This is a genomic window from Pseudodonghicola xiamenensis DSM 18339 (genome assembly GCF_000429365.1).
In the GTDB taxonomy this organism is placed as follows: domain Bacteria; phylum Pseudomonadota; class Alphaproteobacteria; order Rhodobacterales; family Rhodobacteraceae; genus Pseudodonghicola; species Pseudodonghicola xiamenensis.
Map to the genome: position 1 here is coordinate 249920 of NZ_AUBS01000003.1, position 20046 is coordinate 269965.

Sequence of the window (20046 nt, forward strand, 5' to 3'; positions counted from 1 at the left end):
CCTCCCGCGTCTCCCACGCGCAGAGAAAGCAGGCCTCGGGGCCTGATGCAAGCCGGATCGGCGCTCAGCGCTGTCGGGAGGTCAGAGCGCTGTCGAAAATCCGGTTGGCGTGCTGGTCCAGATATATCCGCAGCCAAGGGGTGAATCGGTCGGGCTGGTGCGCCACTTCGGCCAGCAGATCGTGATAATCGACCCAGCGTAGTTCCATCACCTCGTGCGGGTCGGGAGAGAGCGGCAGATTCTGCGGTGCCTGGGCCAGATAGACAGACACTTCTTCATGTTCGGTCAGGCCGCCGCCGACATCGGCGCGATATTCCAGCTGCTGGCGAAAGTCCGGGGAGAGGCCAGTGATCCCCAATTCCTCGCGCAGACGCCGGATGGCGCAGGCGCTGGCTTTTTCGCCCCAATGCGGATGGGTGCAGCACGTATTCGTCCAAAGCCCCGGGGTGTGGTATTTCTCCAGGGCGCGGCGTTGCAGCAGGATGTCGGTGCCGCGCTGAACGAAGACAGACACCGCCTTGTGTCTGAGCCCGAGGCGATGCACCTCCAGTTTGTCGACAGGGGTAAGCGTGCCGTCCACCCAGGCGGGGATCGACTGGGTCATCGTGGGGCCGCCTGTGGTGCGGAGCCATGAAGGGCGGTGCTGTGAAAATCGGTGCAAGTCATCATGTGGTCGACAGGGGCGTCAGTTTGGACCGGGACGGGGCGGTTGCCTCCCGGGATAGAAAGCTAGGCGGTGACAGCGGTGTCTTCAATGACCTGGCGGGATGTCAAAGGCCGCACCCCTGACACGGGATGCGGCCTGATCCGTCTGCCCTTGTGCCCCTCACGGGCGCGGGGTCATTCGCTGGCTGGAGTGTCGTCGCCGGCCTCTTCGGCAGGCGTCTCGGCGGGAACCGGCGCCAGGCTGACGAGGTAGGCATAGACATCCTCCCCTCCCTTGGGGAGCTTGAAGCTCATCATTGACTTGGCTTTCTTGCTGTCCAGATGATGCCGCAGGAATTTGCGCGGATCCTGAACGTATTCGAGAAAGGCCTCCTTATCCCAGATCAGCCCGGCCTCGCCGGCGGCGACCAGATCCTTGCCATAATTGAAATCCGGAAAGGTGCCGGCCTGGCGACCGATCACACCGTAAAGATCGGGGCCGGTGCGGCCGCCCTTGACGATGACCTCGCCGCTGTCGGTGATGATGGAATGGCAGGCCCTGCATTTCCCGAAGAGCTTTTCGCCCTTGGCGACGTTGCCGTCGTCGGCCAGCGCGGGGGCGGCGATCAGGGCGGCAAGGGCGGTTGCGATCATTCGGTTCATGGCTTCCTCTCCTTGATTTGCTTTCGCAAGATAGCGTCGGGCGCTTGCCCGGAGTCAATTGGCAACTTGCCGCGCGGGGGGCCGGCGTTTCGCCCTAGCGGGCGAGCTGCGACCAACAGGGCAAGATATCTCCCTCGGCGGGGGTGGCGGCGAAGGCGGCGCGGGCGATGGCGCGCGACAGGCAAAGCGCGGCGGCATGGCCGATCTCGGTCAGGTCGCGTTCGGGCGTTTGCATCTGGCGGGCGCCGGTGGTCAGGGCGAAAACCAGATCGCCATCGCCCGGCGCATGGGCCGGCACGCAGGCGCGCCCGATGCCGTCATGGGCGGCGGTGGCCATGCGCTGGCACTGGGCCTTAGTCAGTGCGGCGTCTGTGGCGACGATGGCGATGGTGGTATTGGCGCGGGTCTCGCGCAGAGGCTGGCCACCGTTGGCAGCCATCATCGCGGCGAACTTGCGGCTGTCGAGACTGCGGCCAAGCCCGGTTGTCGGGTCAGGGCCCATGCCGCCGAATTCGCCGTCCACCTCGAAGGGCGCCGCCCAGAAATGCCGATCGCCCGGCGTGGTCACTGCCCCCATCGGGTTGGCCGCGACCAGGGCGCCGACGGTGATGCCGTTGTCCAGCACGAAGGAGGCAGAACCGAGCCCACCCTTGACCATCGCGGTCAGGGCGCCGGTGCCGGCGCCGGCGGTGCCGATGGCGAATTCCTCGCCCAGATTGGCAAAGGCGGCCTTCCCCAGCGCGCGATAGGGGTTTTCGGCCCAATCCTTGGCGCCGCCGTTCAGCAGATCGAAGATGATCGCCCCGGGCACCAGCGGGATCAGCGCGGAGCCGAGCCTGAGACCGCGGCCTTCGGTCCGAAGCGCCTCCATCACCCCCGAACAGGCGTCCAGCCCATAGGCGGAGCCCCCCGAAAGTACCAGTGCGTGCACTTCGGTATTGGTCTTGTCGGGGGCGAGCAGATCGGTCTCCCGGGTGCCGGGGGCGCCGCCCATCACATGGACAGATGCGGTGAAGGGGCGGTCGGAGCTCAGCACCGTGGTGCCGGATTTCAGCCGGTGGTCATGGGCGTTTCCGACCTTGAGACCGGGGACATCGGTAATCAGATTGCGGGGGCCTGGGCGCATGGCGACCTCTGAAGTTCAGGGCAGTGATCGCCCCTTGCGGGACGATAGTCTTGGTTTGCACGCGCCTTGGCGCGCGGGTGACACCGGCGGCAGGGTTCGGGCCGAACCGATGCTGCCGTCCGGAAGGCATCGTCCCCACCGGTTTTCATCGACGCGGAGGGAACAACGCGGGGGTGAGGCTCTGTCTGGCATCGCGACGCGCTGGGCGAGGGTGTTTTGCGCCTCGAACCTCAGGATCGGCGCTGCCGTCCAACCGGATATCGTGGGGACAGTAGGGCGCGGGCAGGGGGGGCACAAGAGCAGGCGGAGGGTCACTCTTCCTCGACCCGGCCACGCAACGCCTTGACCTCGCCGCGCACCTTCTTGGCGGTGAGCCGGCGGCGGATCGACCCCTTGGTCGGCTTGGTGGCAATGCGGCGTTTGGGGGCAACCAGCGCCTGCTGGATCAGCGCCGCCAGCCGGTCGCGGACGATCTCGCGGTTGCGGGTCTGGCTGCGGGTCTCGTCGCACTGCAGGACGATGGCGCCCTCGGTGGTCCAGCGCCGGCCGGCCAGCCGTTTCAGCCGCCCCTTGACGGCCGGTGTCAGCGATGGCGAACGGGCGGCTTCGAACCTGAGTTCGACGGCGGAGGAGACCTTGTTCACGTTCTGCCCGCCGGGGCCAGAGGCCCGGATGAACTGTTCGGTCAGTTCCCAGTCGGCAAGGGATATGTCATCGGTGATACGCAGCATGCCAGCACAGTATCGCGTTCGGCGCGCACGAAAAAGGGCCGCCCGTGAGGGAGGCCCTTTCGAAAGCTCTCGGAGGTGGGGTCGGTTAGATCATCGACCGATCCACGCGGGCGGACATACCGCTCAGGTTTGCCTTAAACGGCTGCCTCCCGCGTTGTCCCGACACCTCGCTCCAATACCTTTCTCGACACTGGATCACCTCCTTTGCTTGGCTGTTACCGTTATCATCAGCTTGGCACAGGAGTTCTGGTTCACCAAAGGAAATCGTCAGGCGGAGTCGCGGCGGGTCAACATTTGCGCAACGATCAGGCGAAACGGCAGCAGCGCCACGATCGCCAGTGACAGTTTCACCAGCCAGTCTGCCGTACCGAGCGAGACCCAGAGCGGCATCATCGGCCCCGCGCCCAGGAGAGGCAGCTGTTCGTTGGCCCAGGCAACATCGTTGGTCGGGTCGATCCAGCCCAGTTGCAGCGAGAAGGCGATGGAGAAGAACAGCGCGGTGTCCGCCGCCGACCCCACTAGGGTCGAGGCCAGCGGAGCGCGCCACCACTTGCCCTCGCGCAGGGCCGAGAAGATGGCGACATCCAGCATCTGCGCCACCAGGAAGGCGGTGCCGGAGGCGAGCGCCACGCGCAGGGTCACCAGCGGACCGAACTCTCCGCTGATCTGGGTGCCGACCAGTGAACACATCACGCCGACGACAAAGCCGGCAAAGACCACCCGGCGGGCGGATGCGGCGCCATAGACGCGGTTCATCACATCGGTGACCAGAAAGGCGAATGGATAGGTGAAGGCGCCCCAGGTCAGCCATTGGCCGAACAGGAATTGCACCAGGATGTTCGAGGCCACCACGATGGCGGCCATGGCAAGAATGCCGGGAATATGCGATCGGTTCATGTCTGAGGCCCGTTTTGACAAGGTAGCGGCGACTTGTCCCACTGCGGCCTCGGAGCCGGGCGGGCAGGGCTCCATAGCGCGCCGTGGCCTTGCAGGCAAGGATTTCGGCCTAATCCGGCAGGGTGTAGTCGACCAGTTCGGTGCGTTGCAGCCGCAGGAAGTTGTCGTCCGACACCATCGTCGCCCGTAGCCGCCCCTTTCCATCGCGCCAGATCGACACGCCTTCCAGGTTGTCATGCACCCCCGGCGCGGTGGTCAGCAGAGTTTCCTCCTGCCCCGGGCTGTCGGCTTCGATGTTCCAGCGCCGCAGCCGGCTGCGAAAGCCCAGAAGGGTCACCGCGCGCTCCAGCACGTAGAGCCTGCCATCGGGGCCGAAATCGGCGCCGACCGGCAGGAAGCGGCCCCGGGGCGGCAGGGAAAAGACCACGCGCCACTGGCCTTTCTCCAGCCGGTAGACGGGGATTTGCCCATTGGCGTCCCGGCCCCCCTCGGGCAGGGTATAGAGCCTCCCTGTCGGGTCGATCGCCAGCGCCTCAAGCGACCGGTTGCCGGGCAGGCCGCGAAAGACCTGCGGATCGTTCAGCACTTCGGCGGCGGCATCGGGGCGACGATAGCGGGCAACACGGTGGACCCCCTCGAAAGAGACATAGAGGGTTCCATCGGGTGCGACCGCCAGGCCTTCGGAATCGCCGATCGGGCCTTTCATCGGGCGCCCCGCGCTGGACCGCAGGCGCCAATGGCCGGTGGTCCGGGCTGCAGTGACCTGCCCCTCGGCATCGCGGGTCAGCCGGGCGGTCATCAGTACGGTCCGGTCGCTCAGCACCGTGGCGGACAGTCCATCGTCAGAAAGCTCCAGCGCCGATAGCCCGCCGAACCAGGGGTCGCTCTGCGCCCAGGTATGGCTGCCCAGCAATTGCGCCTTTTGCGCCCCACCGGTATCGGAGGTGTCGCAGCCGAAACACAGTAGAAGGCTCAGCGCGAGTGCAGGACCGAGACGCATTGTTTGGGCAGATCGGCCAGCACGTAATCGCGGCGCTTCTTCGGTTTCGGGGCATTCGGATCGGGCGGCGGCGGGTTCAGGATGTTGTTGACCCATTCCTGCGCGTCGGCGCAGCCATCGCCGGGCGGCGGCGCATCCTGATCGACGCAGCCGCGCGCGCCGCGCGGACAGTTCAGCCGAACGTGGAAGTGATAGTGATGTCCCCACCAGGGGCGGATCTTGCGCAGCCAGCTCCGGTCGCCGGTCTCGTCCTTGCACATTTGCACCTTGGCGCCGGGAAAGACGAAGATGCGGGCGACGCGCGGGTCGCTGGCGGCGGCGCGCAGAAGCGCGTGGTGCTGCGGTGTCCAGGAACTGTTCACATAGGCACCGTTCGACCGGCGCATCGAGATCGAGGAAATCTTCTCGCGGTCCTGCCGGCTGAGGTTCAGCCGGTTCGGCGGCAGCATCCAGATATCGGCGTCCAGACCGATCTGATGGCTGGCGTGGCCCGATGTCATCGGGCCGCCGCGCGGCTGGCTCATATCGCCGACATAAAGCCCCTTCCAGCCGGGCAGGGTGGCGGCGAAACGGCTCAGATCCTCGATGAAGGCGACGGTTTCGGGCTGCGCCCAGTTGCGGTTCCGGCTCAGTCGCATGGCCTGCCAGGTGGGGCCGGTTTCGGGCAGAGTCTCGCCGCCGGCCATGCAGCCCTTGGCATAGCTGCCATAGGGGGAGGGGCGTTGCTGCGAGGGGGTGGTTTTGGCTCCGAACAACTGTTTGGCCGTCGGTTCCGCCCAGCTTGCCGGTGCGCTCAGGATCAGACAGAGGATCAGGCTCAGCCAGGCGATGGGGCGAGTCATCGGGATGCGTCTCCTTCCGGTTCGACCCAGCGTAGCAGGATCAACCCCAAGAGGAAAAGGAAGATCAGCGGCGAAACGCCGATCTGCTGGCTGCCGCTCAGCAGGGTGACGGTGCCGATGGCGAGGGGCGCGATGAAGGAGGTCGCCTTGCCGGCCAGCGCATAGAGCCCGAAAGAGGCGGTCATCCGGTTCGGATCTGCCTGGCGCACCAGCATGGTCCGGCTGGCCGACTGGATCGCGCCACCGGCGGCGCCGATGATCGCGCCGAAGATGTAGAAGACGATATCGGGCAGGGCAGAGCCTTCGGGCAGGGCAATGCCGAAGACTGATGCCGGGCTGACGAAGATGATGCCGATCGCCACCGCAGTCAGCAGCAGGATGCAGGCCGTGATCACCGGCTTGGGGCCGAAGCGCTGATCGGCGCGACCGCCGGCCCAGGCGAAGATCGCGCCGGAGACGATGGCGAGAATGCCGAAGATGCCGGTATCGACCACCGACCAGTTCAGCACCCCGGCGGCATAGATGCCGCCGAAGACATACATGCCATTCAGCGCGTCACGATAGAACATCGAAGAGGCCAGATAGGCGAAGAGCGAGGGCCGCTGTGGCAGGCGTCGCAGGGTATGGGCCACATCACAAAGTGCCGCCACCACCGTACCGCGTTGGCTGCGGGCTCCGGTCAGTGGATCGCGGACCCAAAGGAAGAAGGGGATCATGAAGACGGCATACCAGATCGCCGTCAGTGGCCCGACGAAGCGGGTGCCTTCGCGGGCGGCGGGGTCGAGCCCGAGGGCCGGGGCGAGGCCGAGAAAGGTCTTCCCGGTGCTGGCGCTTTCGGCGAAAAAGCCCAGCATGATCACCAGCGAGACCAGCCCGCCGACATAGCCGAAGGCCCAGCCGTTGCCCGAGATGCGGCCGATCTCTTCCCGGGTGCCCAGATCGGGCAGCATGGAATTGGTGAAGATCGTGGCGAATTCCATCCCGATCATGCCGATCGCGAAGAGGCAAAGCGTCAGGGTCAGGTTGAAATGTCCCGGCGCGGCGAACCATAGGCCGGCGGCGCCGATCACATAGAGCAGCGAGAACAGCCAGACCCAGCGCAGCCGGTTCCCTGACAGATCGGCCATCGCGCCCAGGATCGGGGCGAGCAGCGCGATGATGACGCCCGCCGCGCCGATCCCGAACCCCCAGGCCGATTGCGCGGCGCTGCCATCGCCCATCAGTTCCTTTATGTAGGGGGCGAAGATAAAGGTGATCAGCAAGGTGTTATAGGGTTGACTGGCCCAGTCGAAAAAGAACCAGCCCCAGATCCGCTTTCTGGTGGAAATGCCTGTCATGTCTGTCCCCGAGCGCTTTGCGCCGATATGACCGGGCCGCCGGGCGGGAGGCAAGCGCGGATCGCCGGGGGGCCGGTTTCCGTTGCGCGATATGGTCGCGATGCCCGGGCACCGGCCAGAATGCGGCCGCAGGGCCATGCGGGCCTTGCCCTTTCGCGATCGCGTCCTTAGGTCAGGGAACGGTCTGAAAGGGAAAAACCGATGCAGTCTCTGTTCCAAGTCCTGATGCTGATCTTGAGCATCGCTCAGTTCTTCATCATCGCTCATGTGATCATGAGCTGGCTGATCAACTTTCAGGTGCTGAACCCGCGCCAGCAGCTGGTGGCGCAGATCTGGTACGGTCTGAACCGGGTGCTGGAGCCGGTCTATGGCCCGCTGCGCCGTCTGTTGCCGCCGATGGGCGGGCTCGATCTGGCGCCGCTGATCGCGCTCTTGGGCATCTATGTGATCGAGATCGTGTTGCGCAATAACGTGGCGGCCTTCTACTGATCTGGCGTCTTTCCCCGATCCTGTCGCCGGTCGCGGGCTGAAAAGGCCCCCGGCGATGGTATCTGTGCTGCTCTTGCGCGTCCCCGAGCCTTGTCCCCCGAGTCGCGCTGTGGGACAGTAGCGGCCCGAGCAGTTCTTCCCCCCAGAGGCCAAACCATGACCGACCCGCTGCCGCTTTTGCGCGATGTCTTCGGATTCGATGCCTTCCGCCCCGGGCAGGGAGAGATCGTCGAGGCCGTCGCCAAGGGCGAGAATGTGCTGGCAATCATGCCGACGGGGGGCGGCAAATCGCTCTGTTTCCAGCTTCCAGCGTTGATGCGCGAAGGGGTCACGGTGGTGATCTCGCCGCTGATCGCGCTGATGCGGGATCAGGTGCGGGGATTGCAGGAGGCCGGGGTCGAGGCCGGCGCGCTGACTTCGGGCAATACGCAGGAAGAGACTGACGCGGTTTGGGAGGGGCTGGAGGCCGGGCGGCTGAAGCTGTTGTATATGGCGCCGGAACGGCTGGCTTCCGGCGCGGCACTGGGGATGCTGCGGCGGATCGGCGTCAGCCTGATCGCGGTGGACGAGGCGCATTGCGTCAGCCAGTGGGGCCATGATTTCCGCCCCGATTACCTGCGCATCGGCGATCTGCGCCGCACGCTTGATGTGCCGCTGGCCGCTTTCACCGCGACCGCGGATCAGGAAACGCGGGAAGAGATCGTCCAGAAGCTGTTCGACGGTGAGCCGCCGCGCACCTTTCTGCGCGGTTTTGATCGGCCGAACATCCATCTGGCCTTTGCCGCCAAGGACAGCCCGCGCCGCCAGATCCTCGACTTTGCCGCCGCCCGGCGGGGCAGCTCCGGCATCGTCTATTGCGGCACCAGGGCGAAGACCGAAGCGCTGGCCAAGGCGTTGGGCGATGACGGCCATAGCGCCTGTTTCTATCACGGTGGCATGGAGGCCGAGGATCGCCGCGCGGTCGAGACCCGCTTTGCCCGCGAGGACGGGCTGATCGTGGTCGCCACCGTCGCCTTCGGCATGGGGATCGACAAGCCCGATATCCGCTGGGTGGCGCATGCAGATCTGCCGAAGTCGATCGAGGCCTATTATCAGGAGATCGGCCGTGCCGGCCGCGATGGCGCGCCGGCGGAGACGCTGACGCTCTATGGTCCTGACGACATCCGTCTGCGGCGGTCCCAGATCGACGAGGGGATGGCGCCGCCGGAACGCCGTGCCGCTGATCACGCCCGGCTGAATTCGCTTCTGGGCCTGGCCGAGGCTTTGGGGTGTCGGCGGCAGGCGTTGCTCTCCTATTTCGGCGAGGTCTCCGAACCTTGCGGGAATTGCGATCTGTGCGAGACACCGCCCGAGCTGTTCGATGCCACCACGCCGGTGCGCATGGCGCTATCGGCGATCCTGCGCACCGAGGAATGGTTCGGCGCCGGCCATCTGACGGATATCCTGATCGGCAACATGACTGACCGCATCCGCGAGCGGGGGCATGACCGGTTGCCGACCTATGGGGTGGGCAAGGGATACGACAAGCGGCAGTGGGCAGCGATCTTCCGGCAGATGATGGGGCGCGATCTGGTGCGCCCGGATCCCGAACGCCATGGCGCGCTGAAGATGACCGATGCCGCCCTGCCGGTGCTGCGGGGGGAGGCGACGATCACCCTGCGTCAGGATGTGATCCGTCAGGCGGCGGGGCGGCGCCCGGCGGTCAAGGCGCTGGTGTCGGAAGAGGACGCGCCGCTGCTGTCGGCGCTGAAGGCCAAGCGGCGCGCGCTGGCCGAGGCCGCGAAAGTGCCGGCCTATGTCATCTTTCCCGACCGCACCCTGATCGAGATGGCGGAAAACCGGCCGGCCAATCTGGACCAGATGGCACGGGTCAACGGGGTGGGTGCCAAGAAGCTGGAACGCTATGGCGCGGAATTCCTGGCGGTGATCAACGGCGCGGTTGAGGAAACCCACCCGGCGCGCCGCAAGCTGGCGGGGCATGATGCCGGCAGCCTATATGACCGGCTGCTGGAGGCGCAGGCGGATCTGGCGCGTGGCGAGGCTGGCACCGAGAAACCGATGAGCTGTTCTGCCGCCGAGCTGGCCAAGCTGGCGAAGATGCGGCCGCGCGATCACGGTGACCTGGTGCGACTTCTTGGCGAGCGTCGGGCGGATCGTTTCGGCCCCGCCTTTCTGGACGTGCTGCGCGACGCGGGCTAGATTCAGGGGAAACGGATTTTGGGGAACAGAGCATGTTGGTGGTGATCTCTCCGGCAAAGAAGCTGGACTGGGCGGAACGCGATCTCGAGACGACGGAGCCTGCCTTTCCGGCCGAGGCGGCGGCGCTGGCCCAAGTGGCGCGTGGGCTGAGCGCGGAAGATCTGCAGAAGCTGATGAAGATTAGCCCCGATCTGGCCCGGTTGAACCGCGACCGGTTCCGCGATTTCCAGGATACGCCCGCCGCCGATCTGACCCGTCCCGCCGCGCTGGCCTTTGCCGGCGACACCTATCAGGGGCTTGAGGCCGCCTCGCTCGATCCCGAGGAAATGGATTGGGCGCAGGACCATCTGCGCATCCTGTCGGGGCTCTATGGCGTGTTGCGCCCGCGCGATGCGATCCAGCCCTATCGGCTGGAGATGGGCAGCCGGCTGAAAACACCGCGCGGCAAGTCGCTGTATGACTGGTGGGGTGACAGGATTTCCAAGGCCCTGAACGATCAGGCTAAGGCTGTCGGTGCGGATGTGCTGATCAACTGCGCCAGCCAGGAATATTTCGGCGCGGTCGATTTGGCGGCGCTGAAGCTCAGGGTGATCACCCCGGTCTTCATGGAGGACAAGCAGGGCGGGCCGAAGATCGTCAGCTTCTATGCCAAGCGGGCCCGAGGCGCGATGGCGCGCTTCATCATCCAGCACCGGCTGAGCGATCCCGCCGGCATCATTGATTTCGACACCGGGGGCTATGTCTATCGCCCCGATCTGTCCGAGGCCGACAAGCCTGTTTTCATTCGCCCCTATGAGGCCAATTCGAAGTAAATCCCGGCCAATGTCCGCTGCCGGCCCTGTCGCCAGCGGCGAGGAATCCTTGCAAAGCCCGCGCCGTCCTGCGACCCTTGCGGCCACAGGACGGAGGGTTCCATGCATCGTTTTCTGCGCGCGTTTTTTTCGATTGTTTTCATCGCCTTTGCTGGGGCTGCCCTGGCGCAGCAGGCGCAACCTCCGATCCCGGCCTTCCGCTATATCGGCACCGGCGACATGGATTTCTATGGCTCCGATCTGGATGCGCTGTTTGACACCGATCTGGACAGTTGCCTCAAGGCCTGCACGCTGAACGACCGCTGCACCGCCTTCACCTTCAACACCCGGTCGAACGCCTGCTTCCCCAAGAACGGGGTGAGCGAGCGCAAACCCTATGTCGGTGCGCTTTCGGCCGAAAAGGTGGTGACGCCTGCCAAGGTGATGACGCTGGGCGCCAAGCGGGCGGCTGAGCTGAGCTTTCTGAAAAGCGATGATTTCGGCGGCGCGCGAGACCAGGCGCGCAGCCTGGGCGTGACCCATCGCGCCGGCGGGATCGAATTGCAGGCCGCCTTGGATGCAGCGCGCACCACCGGGGATACCGCCCAGGCCGCCAATTGGACCGGCATCGCCGTGGCGCTGAGCGATCAGGGCGCGCTTTGGACCGAATATGGCCGGCTGCTGCTGGCTATCAGGACCAGCAAGGACAGCCTGCGGCAGGATTACGATCGGCGCGCCGGGCTTGCCGCGCTCAACGGCTATTTGCGGGCGGAAAAGGATCCGGCGCGGGTGACCGCGCTGCAGGTGCTGGCTGAGGCGCTGGAGCGGCAGGGCCGCGGGCGCGATACGCTGTTCGCGCTCAGGCTGGCCAGCCAGATTCAGCCGCGCCCCGACATTCTCGCCGCACTGGACGAGGCGGTGGGCAAATACGGTTTCCGCGTCACCGATACCACGGTCGAAAGCGACAGTGATGCGCCGCGCATCTGCGCCCAGTTCTCGGAACCGCTGGTACAGGCGGGGGTGGATTACGAAACCTACGTCAAGCTGCCCACCCCCGGCCTGGTGGTCGAGGCGAAGGACAGTCAGCTCTGCATCGACGGGGTGGAGCATGGCCAACGTTATGTCGTGACCCTTCGCAAGGGGTTGCCGGCGGCGAGTGGGGAGGTTCTGGCCAAGGATGTCGAGATCACCCATTACGTCCGCGACCGCAGCCAGAGCGTGCGCTTCCCTGGCCGCGCCTATGTGCTTCCCAAGGCGGCCGAGGCGGCGCTGCCGGTGCGGACGGTCAATGTCGATACGCTGGACCTGACGCTCTACCGGGTCAGCGACCGCAACCTGATCCGGGCCATTCGCGACGATTTCTTCGCCCGCCCGCTGAGCCAGTGGCAGCAGCAGGAGCTGTCCGACAGTTTGGCGGTGGAGAGCTGGAAGGGGACGGGTGAAGTTCAGAACAGCCTCAATCAGGACATGACGACGCGCCTGCCGATGGGCGCGGCGATCGCCGGTCAGCCGACCGGGATCTATGCGTTGGTGGCCAAGGTGCCGGGCGCCGATCCTTACGACAATCCGGGCGCGACGCAGTGGTTCGTGCTGTCCGACCTGGGGCTTTCCACCCTGTCGGGCGCCGACGGGCTGCATGTGCAGGTCGAGGGGCTGTCCGACGCTCTGCCGCGCGCGGGGATCGAGGTCACCCTGATCTCGCGCGCCAATGGCGTGCTGGGCACCGCCGTCACCGATGCCTCTGGCCACGCGCTCTTTGCGCCGGGGCTGGCGCGGGGCACCGGTGGCGCGGCGCCCGGGCTGGTGCTGGCCCGGCAGGGGGAGGAGGACATGGCCTTCCTGTCTTTGACCGAGCCGGCCTTCGATCTGTCGGATCGCGGTGTCGCCGGTCGGGCGCCGGCGGGGCCGATCGACGTTTTCCTGACCACCGATCGCGGCGCCTATCGCGCCGGCGAGGTGATCAATGCCACGGTGCTGGCGCGGGACGATACCGCACAGGCGATCGACGGTCTGCCGCTGATCGCCATCCTGTCGCGCCCCGACGGGGTGGAATACAGCCGCCAGATCTCGGACGGTGGCCAGGCGGGCGGCCATGTCTTCAGCTTCCCGGTCGGTGCCAGCGCCCCGCGCGGCAGTTGGCGGCTGGAGGTGCGCAGCGATCCCGAAGCCGCGCCGCTGACGGTCCAGACCTTACTGGTCGAGGATTTCCTGCCCGAACGCATCGACTTCGCGCTGAGCCTTGCCGATGACGCCCTCCACCCCGGCGACACCCCGCCGCTGCATATCGAGGCGCGCTATCTCTTCGGCGCTCCCGGCGCGGATCTGAGCGTCGAGGGCCAGGTGGTCCTGCGCGCCGCCAGCAGCGTCGAGGGGTGGCCCGGCTATCGCTTTGGCCGCTATGACGCCGAGAACCGGCCGCAAAGCAGCTATTTCGGTGGCGAGAAGACCGATGCCAAGGGGCTGGTCGATGTCGGTATCGACATCCCGCGGCCCGAGGCCGAGGGTCAGCCGCTTGAGGCCGAGGTGATCGCGCGGCTCGCCGATGGCTCTGCCCGGCCGGTGGAACGGCGGCTGACGGTGCCGGTGCGCCCCGACAGCGCGGTGATCGGCATCAAGCCGCTGTTCGACGATGTGGTCTCTGAAGGCAGCGAGGCGGGGTTCGAGGTGATCGGCCTGTCCGCTGACCTGACGCCCGAGCCGATGGCGGTGCATTGGACGCTGAACCGGGTCGAGACGCAGTATCAATGGTATCAGCTTTACGGCAATTGGGATTGGGAGCCGGTGACCCGCCGCAGCCGCGTCGCCAGCGGTGATGCGACGCTGGGCGATAGCCCGTTGAAGATCGCCCATCCGGTCGATTGGGGCCAATACGAGCTGGTGGTGGAACGTACCGGCAGCGATTATGCCGCTGCCTCGGTCGATTTCTATGCCGGCTGGTATGTCTCGGGCGATGCCTCCACCACGCCGGATCGGCTGGATCTGTCGCTGGATCGCAGCTCTTACGCGGTGGGGGAGACGGCCCAGCTCAGGATCGTGCCGCGCGTGGCGGGCACGGCGCTGATCACGGTGATGGCGGATCGGGTGATCTCGCGTCAGGCGGTGACGGTCGCGGCGGGGGAAACGGTGATCCCGTTGGCGGTGACGGCGGATTGGGGCACAGGCGCCTATGTGACGGCAACGGTGATCCGACCGATGGATGTGGCCGCCGGCCAGATGCCGGCGCGGGCCATCGGTCTGGCCCATGCCGCCGTCGATCCCGGCGACAAGGCGCTGGCGGTTTCCATCGCCGCGCCTGAACTGACCCGCCCACGCGGCACCGAACGGGTGCGCGTCGATGTGGCCGGCGTCAAACCGGGGCAAGAGGCCTGGCTGACGCTCGCGGCGGTGGATGTGGGCATCCTCAACCTGACCGGGTTCAAGAGCCCGGATCCGCAGGCCTATTACTTCGGTCAGCGCCGCCTGGGGGTGGAACTGCGCGATCTCTACGGCCGGCTGATCGACCCGATGAACGGGGCGATGGGCACGGTGCGCTCGGGTGGCGATGCCGGTATGGGGGCGGGGCTGCAAGGCCCGCCGCCGACGCAGGATCTGATGGCGGTCTTTTCCGGCCCGGTGCAGGTGGGCGAGGATGGCGCCGCCTATGTCGATATCGCTCTGCCCGATTTCAACGGTACCGTGCGGCTGATGGCCGTGGCCTGGAGCGATCACGCAGTGGGTCAGGCGCAGTTCGACATGATCGTGCGCGACCCGGTGGTGGTGACGGCCAGCGTGCCGCGATTCCTCGCCCCGGGAGACGAGGCGCGGGTGCATCTGGACATTACCCATGCCGATGGCCCTGTTGGCGAGGCGTCGGTCGCGCTGAGCGTTCAGGACGAGGGCATCGCGCTTGGGGCCAACCCGGCTCCTTTCACCCTGACCGAGGGCGGCAAGGTGATGCTGGACATCCCGGTGCGCGCCACCCGGGCCGGCGATCCGGTGATCGAGCTGGCGCTGACCACCCCGGCCGGCCAGGTGCTGAGCCAGAGCCTGCGGCTGCCGGTGCGCGCCAATGATCCCGAGATCGCCCAGACCCGCCGCTTCACCCTCAAGGGCGGGCAGAGTTTCGCCTTTACCGAGGATGTCTTTGCCGGCCTGCGCGCGGGCACCGGCAGCGCGATCCTGTCGGCCGGGCCGCTGGCGCGGTTCGATGTGCCGGGGCTGTTGGCGACGCTCGATCGTTACCCCTATGGCTGCACCGAACAGGTGACCAGCCAGGCGATGCCGCTTCTCTATCTGTCCTCGGTTGCCGATGCGCTGGGGCTGGGCAATGGCCCGGCGGTCGACAAGCGGATCGACGAGGCGGTGACGCGCATTCTCAGCCGTCAGGCCTCGGGCGGGTCGTTCGGCCTGTGGCAGGCGGGATCGGGGGATTTCTGGCTCGATGCCTATGTCACCGATTTCCTGTCCCGCGCCCGGGCCGAGGGGCATCCGGTGCCTGACCGCGCCTTTACCCAGGCATTGGACAACCTGCGCAACCGGGTGAACTATGCCCCCGATTTCGATGCCACCGACGACGCCGGCGGCGATATCGCCTATGCGCTGATGGTGCTGGCGCGCGAAGGCGCGGCGGCGATGGGCGATCTGCGCTATTACGCCGATGTGAAGGGCGGCGATTTCGGCACGCCCTTGGCGGCGGCACAACTGGGCGCGGCACTGGCGGCCTATGGCGATCAGCCGCGTGCGGATGTGATGTTCGCACGCGCAGGGAACCTGCTGACGCAGCAGAAGGCCCAGGAAACCCGGTTCTGGCAGGCCGATTACGGCAGCCCGCTGCGCGATGCCGCCGCGGTGCTGACCCTGGCGGCCGAGGCCGGTAGTACCGCGGTGGACCAGGCGGCGCTGGCCACCCGTGTGGCGCAGGCCGGTGATCAGCGATCCACCCAGGAATCGGTCTGGACGCTGATGGCAGCCCATGCGCTGGTGAAATCGCCTGAGGTCTCTGGCCTGCTGGTCGACGGGCAGACCGTCGCCGGCCCCTTCGTGCGCCGGCTGGCGGATGACGGGGCGGGCGGCCAGACCATCACCGCCGCCGATGGCGCGACCACCGACCTGACGCTGACCACGCTCGGCGTGCCCGAGGTGGCGCCGGAGGCCGGCGGCAGCGGCTATGCCATCACCCGGCGGTTCTTTACGATGGAGGGCAAGCCGATCGAGGGCAGCGCCTTCCACGTCGGTGACCGCTTCGTCGCGGTGCTTGAGGTCACGCCGGTCGAAAAGCTGGGCGCGCGGCTGATGGTCAATGATCCGCTGCCGGCGGGGTTCGAGATCGACAACCCCGCGCTTCTGCGCTCGGGCGATGTCGGGGCACTGGATTGGCTGACCCTGTCCGAGGCCGATCATACCGAATTCCGCTCGGATCGGTTTCTGGCGGCGGTGAACCTGCGCGATCCGGACAAGATCACCCTGGCCTATGTGCTGCGGGCGGTGACGCCCGGCAGCTTCCACCAGCCGGCGGCCTCGGTCGAGGACATGTATCGCCCGGCCTTCCGGGCACGGACCGCGACCGGTCAGATCACGGTGGGCGAGTGATGCCGGGCCGCACCGTCGCCATGGCGCATTGGCGCCGTCTTGACGGTGACGGCACCGACCGCTGCACCCTGTCGCGCGCCGATCAGGGCTGGCTGCTGACCGGCCAGGCCGATTGGCACGAGGCGGGGGTGGAGCATTCGGTGCTTTATACCGTGCGCTGCGGGCCGGATTGGAAGACGCTGTCGGCCGATATCACCGGCGAGCGCGAAGGTGAGGCGGCGGAACTGCGCATTCAGTCGGGGTCCGAGGGCTGGCGGCTGAATGATGTGCTGCAGCCGGCGGTGGCGGGCTGCGTTGATATCGACCTCTGTTTCACCCCGGCCACCAACATGTTGCCGCTGCGGCGGTTGGGCGCGGGGGCAGACGAGCTGTCGCGGCTGCGCGCGGCCTGGCTGGTGCCGGGGCTCGATCGGCTGGAGTGTCTGAACCAAAGCTATGCCTCCTGCGGGCAGGGGGCGGTCGATTACGCCACAGAGAATATGCAGGCGCGGCTGGAGGTCCACCCGAGCGGCTTCGTGACCCGCTATCCCGCGCTCTGGGATGGTTGGGTCGATGCCTAGGAAGCCGCTCTTCGCGCGGACGCTCATCGCGGTGGCGCTGGTGCTTTATGCAGGCGCACTGCTGCGCGACGGGGCCGACGCCTGGGTGGCGGCGACCGATCTGCCGCCGGTTCTGGCCGAGACCTCGGTCGAGGTGCGGGACAGGGACGGGCGGCTGATGCGTGCCTATCCGGTGGCCGACGGACTGATGCGGCTGTCGCCGCCCGTGGCCGGTGGCGTCGATCCGCGCTTTGTCGCCATGCTGATGGCTTACGAGGACAAGCGCTTTGCCCGCCATTCCGGCGTCGATCCCCGGGCGATGATCCGCGCGGTCGGGCAGGCGCTCTGGAACGGGCGGGCGGTCTCTGGTGGTTCCACCCTGACGATGCAGGTGGCGCGCCTTCTGGAGGATGGCAGCACCGGCCGCTGGTCCGGCAAGCTGCGGCAAATCCGGGTGGCGCTGGCGCTGGAACGGCGGCTGGACAAGGCGTCGATCCTGTCGCTTTACCTGACCCACGCGCCCTATGGTGGCAATATTGAAGGCATCCGTGCCGCGACGCTCGCCTGGTTCGGCAAGGAACCGGGCCGGCTGACCCCGGCCGAGGCCGCGCTGTTGGTCGCCCTGCCGCAAGCACCGGAAACCCGCCGCCCCGACCGCCACCCGGAAGCGGCGCGTGCCGCCCGCGACCGGGTGCTGGCGCGGATGCGTGCCGCTCATGTCATCACCGCGGAGGAAGCGGAGGGCGCCGCCCGCGCCCCCCTGCCGCGCGCCATGCGACCCTTTCCGATGCTGGCGCCGCATCTGGCCGATCGCGCCCACGCCGCCGATCCGCTGGCGCGACGGGTCGATCTGACGTTGGACGCCGATCTGCAGGCGCGGCTTGAACCCTTGCTGCGCGAGGCGGCCGAACAGGCCGGGCCGCAGGTGTCCGCCGCGCTGGTGGTGGCCGATCACCGCAGCGGCGATATCCTCGCCTCGGTCGGATCGGCGGGTTATGGCGACGGGCTGCGCCAGGGCTATGTCGATATGACGGTTGCGCTCCGTTCGCCCGGATCGACGCTGAAGCCGGTGGTCTATGGGCTGGCCTTCGATCAGGGGTTGGCGCATCCCGAAACGCTGATTCATGACGGGCCGGTGATGTTCGGCCGCTATGCACCGCGCAATTTCGACGGGCTCTATCGCGGCGATGTCACTATCCGCCACGCCTTGCAGATGTCGCTGAACATTCCGGTGGTCAAGCTGACCCGTGATCTTGGCCCGGCGCGGGTGATGGCGGCACTGCGCCGCGCCGGGGTCGACCCGCAGTTGTCCGGCGGTACGCCCGGGCTGGCCATCGCGCTGGGGGGCGTGGGCGTGACGCTGGAGGATCTGGTGCAGCTTTATGCGGCGCTGGCCGAGGGCGGGCAGGGCCCCCTGCTGCGTTGGCGGGCTGGGGAGCCGATGGCCGAGGGGGCTGGGGTGATCTCGGACACCGCCGCCTGGCAGGTGGGCGACATCCTGCGCGGACTGACCCCGCCACCCGGGGCGCCGGCACGGGTGCTGGCCTATAAGACCGGTACGTCTTACGGCCATCGGGATGCCTGGGCGGTGGGCTATGACGGGGCGCATGTGATCGGCGTCTGGATGGGCCGGGCCGATGGCACCCCGGTGCCCGGTGCCTTTGGTGGTGAGCTGGCGGCGCCGGTGCTGTTCGAGGCCTTCGGGCGGCTGAAAACGGCCTTCGACCCGCTGCCGCCACCGCCGCCCGCCACGGTGATCACCACCACCGCCAATCTGCCGCAACCGCTGCGCCGCTATCGCCCGCGCGGCGAGGTGGTGCAAAGCGAGGGGCCGAAGCTGACCTTTCCGCCCGATGGCGCCCGCCTGGCGCCGGGGGATGGGCGGTTGACGCTGAAGCTGAACGGTGGCGCCGCGCCCTTCACCGTGCTTGCCAACGGGGCAGCGGTGGAGACCGGGATTTACGGGCGGGAGTTCGACATTCCTGCACCGGGCCGCGGGTTTTCGACATTGGTCGTGGTGGATCGCGAGGGGCGATCATCGCGGGTATCGGTGGAATTGCAGTAACGCTTGCGCCACTGGCGAGCGCACCTAGGATGGTGTCAGCTCATCTGTGGGAGGAGAGACGATGCGTTTCGCAAACTGGACACTGGCCGCAACCCTCTGCCTCGCGGCTCCGATGGCGCAGGCGGCCTGTGCCTCGGAGGAAGAGATCGACGCCTTTGTCGAAGCCTTCGGCGCCAAGTCCCCGGCCAAGGCGCTGGCGGTGGGCGGCGACATGGCCGATGCGATCTGTTCACAGGCCAAGCTGATCCTGGCGCTGTCCGACGTGATGGGCCCGGTCGTGGGCTATAAGGCCGGGCTGACCAGCGCACCGGCGCAGGAACGCTTCGGTGTGAGTGAACCGGTGATGGGCGTGCTCTATCACGACACCATCCTGCCCGACGGGGCCGAGGTGGCTATGCCCTGGGGCGCCGTGCCGGTGTTCGAGGCCGACCTGATCCTTGAGGTCGGCGACGAGGCGATCAACGCGGCGCAGACGGTGGATGAGGTGATGGTCCATGTCGCCGCCGTGCGCCCCTTTATCGAGCTGCCCGATCTGATGCTGGCGAAGGGCGAGACGATCGACGGCGTCACCCTGACCGCCATGGGCGTCGGCGCCCGCTATGGGGTGATGGGCGAGGGGGTCGCGGTGACCGACCCGGCGGTGATGGCCCAGGCGCTTGGCGCGATGCAGGTGGTGCTGCGCGCGGCGGATGGCGAGGTTCTGGCCGATGTCCCGGGCGCGGCGGTGCTGGGGCATCCGGCGCAGTCCGTTCTCTGGCTGCGCGACAAGGGGGTGAAGTTCAAGCCGGGCGATCCTGGTCTCGGTCGGCTCCTTCGGGCCGCTGATGCCCCCCGCCAAGGGCAAGGGCGGCGCCAGCGTCACCTATGTCGGCCTGCCCGGTGATCCGGTGGTGCGGGTGACGTTCAAGTAGCGGGGACCGGGGCGGCGGTGCTGAACTGACGCAAGCGCCTGAGAGGCCGCCGCCACGGCCCGGGCCGGAAGGTCGTGGCGCACCCGCAGATTTTCAATGGTGTGCCGCGACCCCGGATGTCGGCTTTGCGGGATATTCCGTTGAAAAACTCTGGTTGTCTGGCGGGCGGCGCGCTGATTCACTTGCCGCGAGGCAAGTGGAGTGCATGGCAATGATGGGACCGCGGCAGGAAGCGCAGGGCGC

The 20046-nt window shown here is 67.2% G+C and carries 15 protein-coding genes; 7 read left to right on the top strand and 8 right to left on the bottom strand.

Annotation, left to right across the window (positions count from 1 at the left end; translation table 11 throughout):
• Positions 1-64: 64 nt before the first annotated feature.
• The 8 genes from idi to G455_RS0106295 all read right to left on the bottom strand — a co-directional run bounded on the left by idi (position 65) and on the right by G455_RS0106295 (position 7268).
• Positions 65-604: an isopentenyl-diphosphate Delta-isomerase gene (gene idi, locus G455_RS0106260; protein WP_028092910.1), complete on the bottom strand. Its 540-nt coding sequence runs from the start codon at positions 602-604 to the stop codon at positions 65-67.
• Positions 605-840: 236 nt separating this feature from the next.
• Complete coding sequence (locus tag G455_RS0106265; RefSeq protein ID WP_028092911.1) at positions 841-1308, bottom strand: c-type cytochrome; 468 nt, start codon at positions 1306-1308, stop codon at positions 841-843.
• A gap of 94 nt (positions 1309-1402) precedes the next feature.
• The gene (locus tag G455_RS0106270) at positions 1403-2434 is read right to left on the bottom strand and encodes a P1 family peptidase (RefSeq protein ID WP_028092912.1); all 1032 of its coding nucleotides are present in this window, start codon (positions 2432-2434) and stop codon (positions 1403-1405) included.
• Between the two features lie 311 nt (positions 2435-2745).
• Positions 2746-3165 (bottom strand): alternative ribosome rescue aminoacyl-tRNA hydrolase ArfB, encoded by a 420-nt coding sequence (gene arfB / locus G455_RS0106275; RefSeq protein ID WP_028092913.1) that lies wholly within the window; start codon positions 3163-3165, stop codon positions 2746-2748.
• Positions 3166-3432: 267 nt separating this feature from the next.
• Positions 3433-4062 (bottom strand): queuosine precursor transporter, encoded by a 630-nt coding sequence (locus G455_RS0106280; protein ID WP_028092914.1) that lies wholly within the window; start codon positions 4060-4062, stop codon positions 3433-3435.
• Between the two features lie 109 nt (positions 4063-4171).
• Positions 4172-5062 carry an esterase-like activity of phytase family protein gene (locus tag G455_RS0106285; RefSeq protein ID WP_028092915.1) on the bottom strand — a complete coding sequence of 297 codons (891 nt, stop codon included), beginning with the start codon at positions 5060-5062 and terminating at the stop codon, positions 4172-4174.
• Complete coding sequence (gene mepA, locus G455_RS0106290; RefSeq protein WP_035366236.1) at positions 5035-5904, bottom strand: penicillin-insensitive murein endopeptidase; 870 nt, start codon at positions 5902-5904, stop codon at positions 5035-5037. Before mepA ends, G455_RS0106285 begins: the two co-directional genes overlap by 28 nt.
• On the bottom strand, positions 5901-7268 hold the full coding sequence (locus tag G455_RS0106295) for an MFS transporter (protein ID WP_407636239.1): 1368 nt from the start codon (positions 7266-7268) through the stop codon (positions 5901-5903). The genes mepA and G455_RS0106295 overlap by 4 nt, the downstream gene beginning before the upstream one ends.
• Before the next feature lie 174 nt (positions 7269-7442).
• Between G455_RS0106295 and G455_RS0106300 the strand changes: the two genes are divergently transcribed.
• The 7 genes from G455_RS0106300 to G455_RS23470 all read left to right on the top strand — a co-directional run bounded on the left by G455_RS0106300 (position 7443) and on the right by G455_RS23470 (position 19775).
• Positions 7443-7730, top strand: a complete 288-nt coding sequence (locus tag G455_RS0106300; RefSeq protein ID WP_028092918.1) for a YggT family protein — start codon at positions 7443-7445, stop codon at positions 7728-7730.
• A gap of 156 nt (positions 7731-7886) precedes the next feature.
• The gene (gene recQ, locus G455_RS0106305; RefSeq protein ID WP_028092919.1) at positions 7887-9929 is read left to right on the top strand and encodes a DNA helicase RecQ; all 2043 of its coding nucleotides are present in this window, start codon (positions 7887-7889) and stop codon (positions 9927-9929) included.
• 32 nt (positions 9930-9961) lie between these two features.
• Positions 9962-10741 carry a peroxide stress protein YaaA gene (gene yaaA, locus G455_RS0106310; RefSeq protein ID WP_028092920.1) on the top strand — a complete coding sequence of 260 codons (780 nt, stop codon included), beginning with the start codon at positions 9962-9964 and terminating at the stop codon, positions 10739-10741.
• Between the two features lie 102 nt (positions 10742-10843).
• Complete coding sequence (locus tag G455_RS0106315) at positions 10844-16288, top strand: alpha-2-macroglobulin family protein (protein ID WP_028092921.1); 5445 nt, start codon at positions 10844-10846, stop codon at positions 16286-16288.
• Positions 16288-16848: a putative glycolipid-binding domain-containing protein gene (locus G455_RS0106320; RefSeq protein WP_028092922.1), complete on the top strand. Its 561-nt coding sequence runs from the start codon at positions 16288-16290 to the stop codon at positions 16846-16848. Before G455_RS0106315 ends, G455_RS0106320 begins: the two co-directional genes overlap by 1 nt.
• On the top strand, positions 16841-18892 hold the full coding sequence (gene pbpC / locus G455_RS0106325) for a penicillin-binding protein 1C (protein ID WP_028092923.1): 2052 nt from the start codon (positions 16841-16843) through the stop codon (positions 18890-18892). The genes G455_RS0106320 and pbpC overlap by 8 nt, the downstream gene beginning before the upstream one ends.
• Positions 18893-18953: 61 nt before the next feature.
• Positions 18954-19775 carry a 2-keto-4-pentenoate hydratase gene (locus tag G455_RS23470; protein WP_308434064.1) on the top strand — a complete coding sequence of 274 codons (822 nt, stop codon included), beginning with the start codon at positions 18954-18956 and terminating at the stop codon, positions 19773-19775.
• Positions 19776-20046 lie beyond the last annotated feature (271 nt).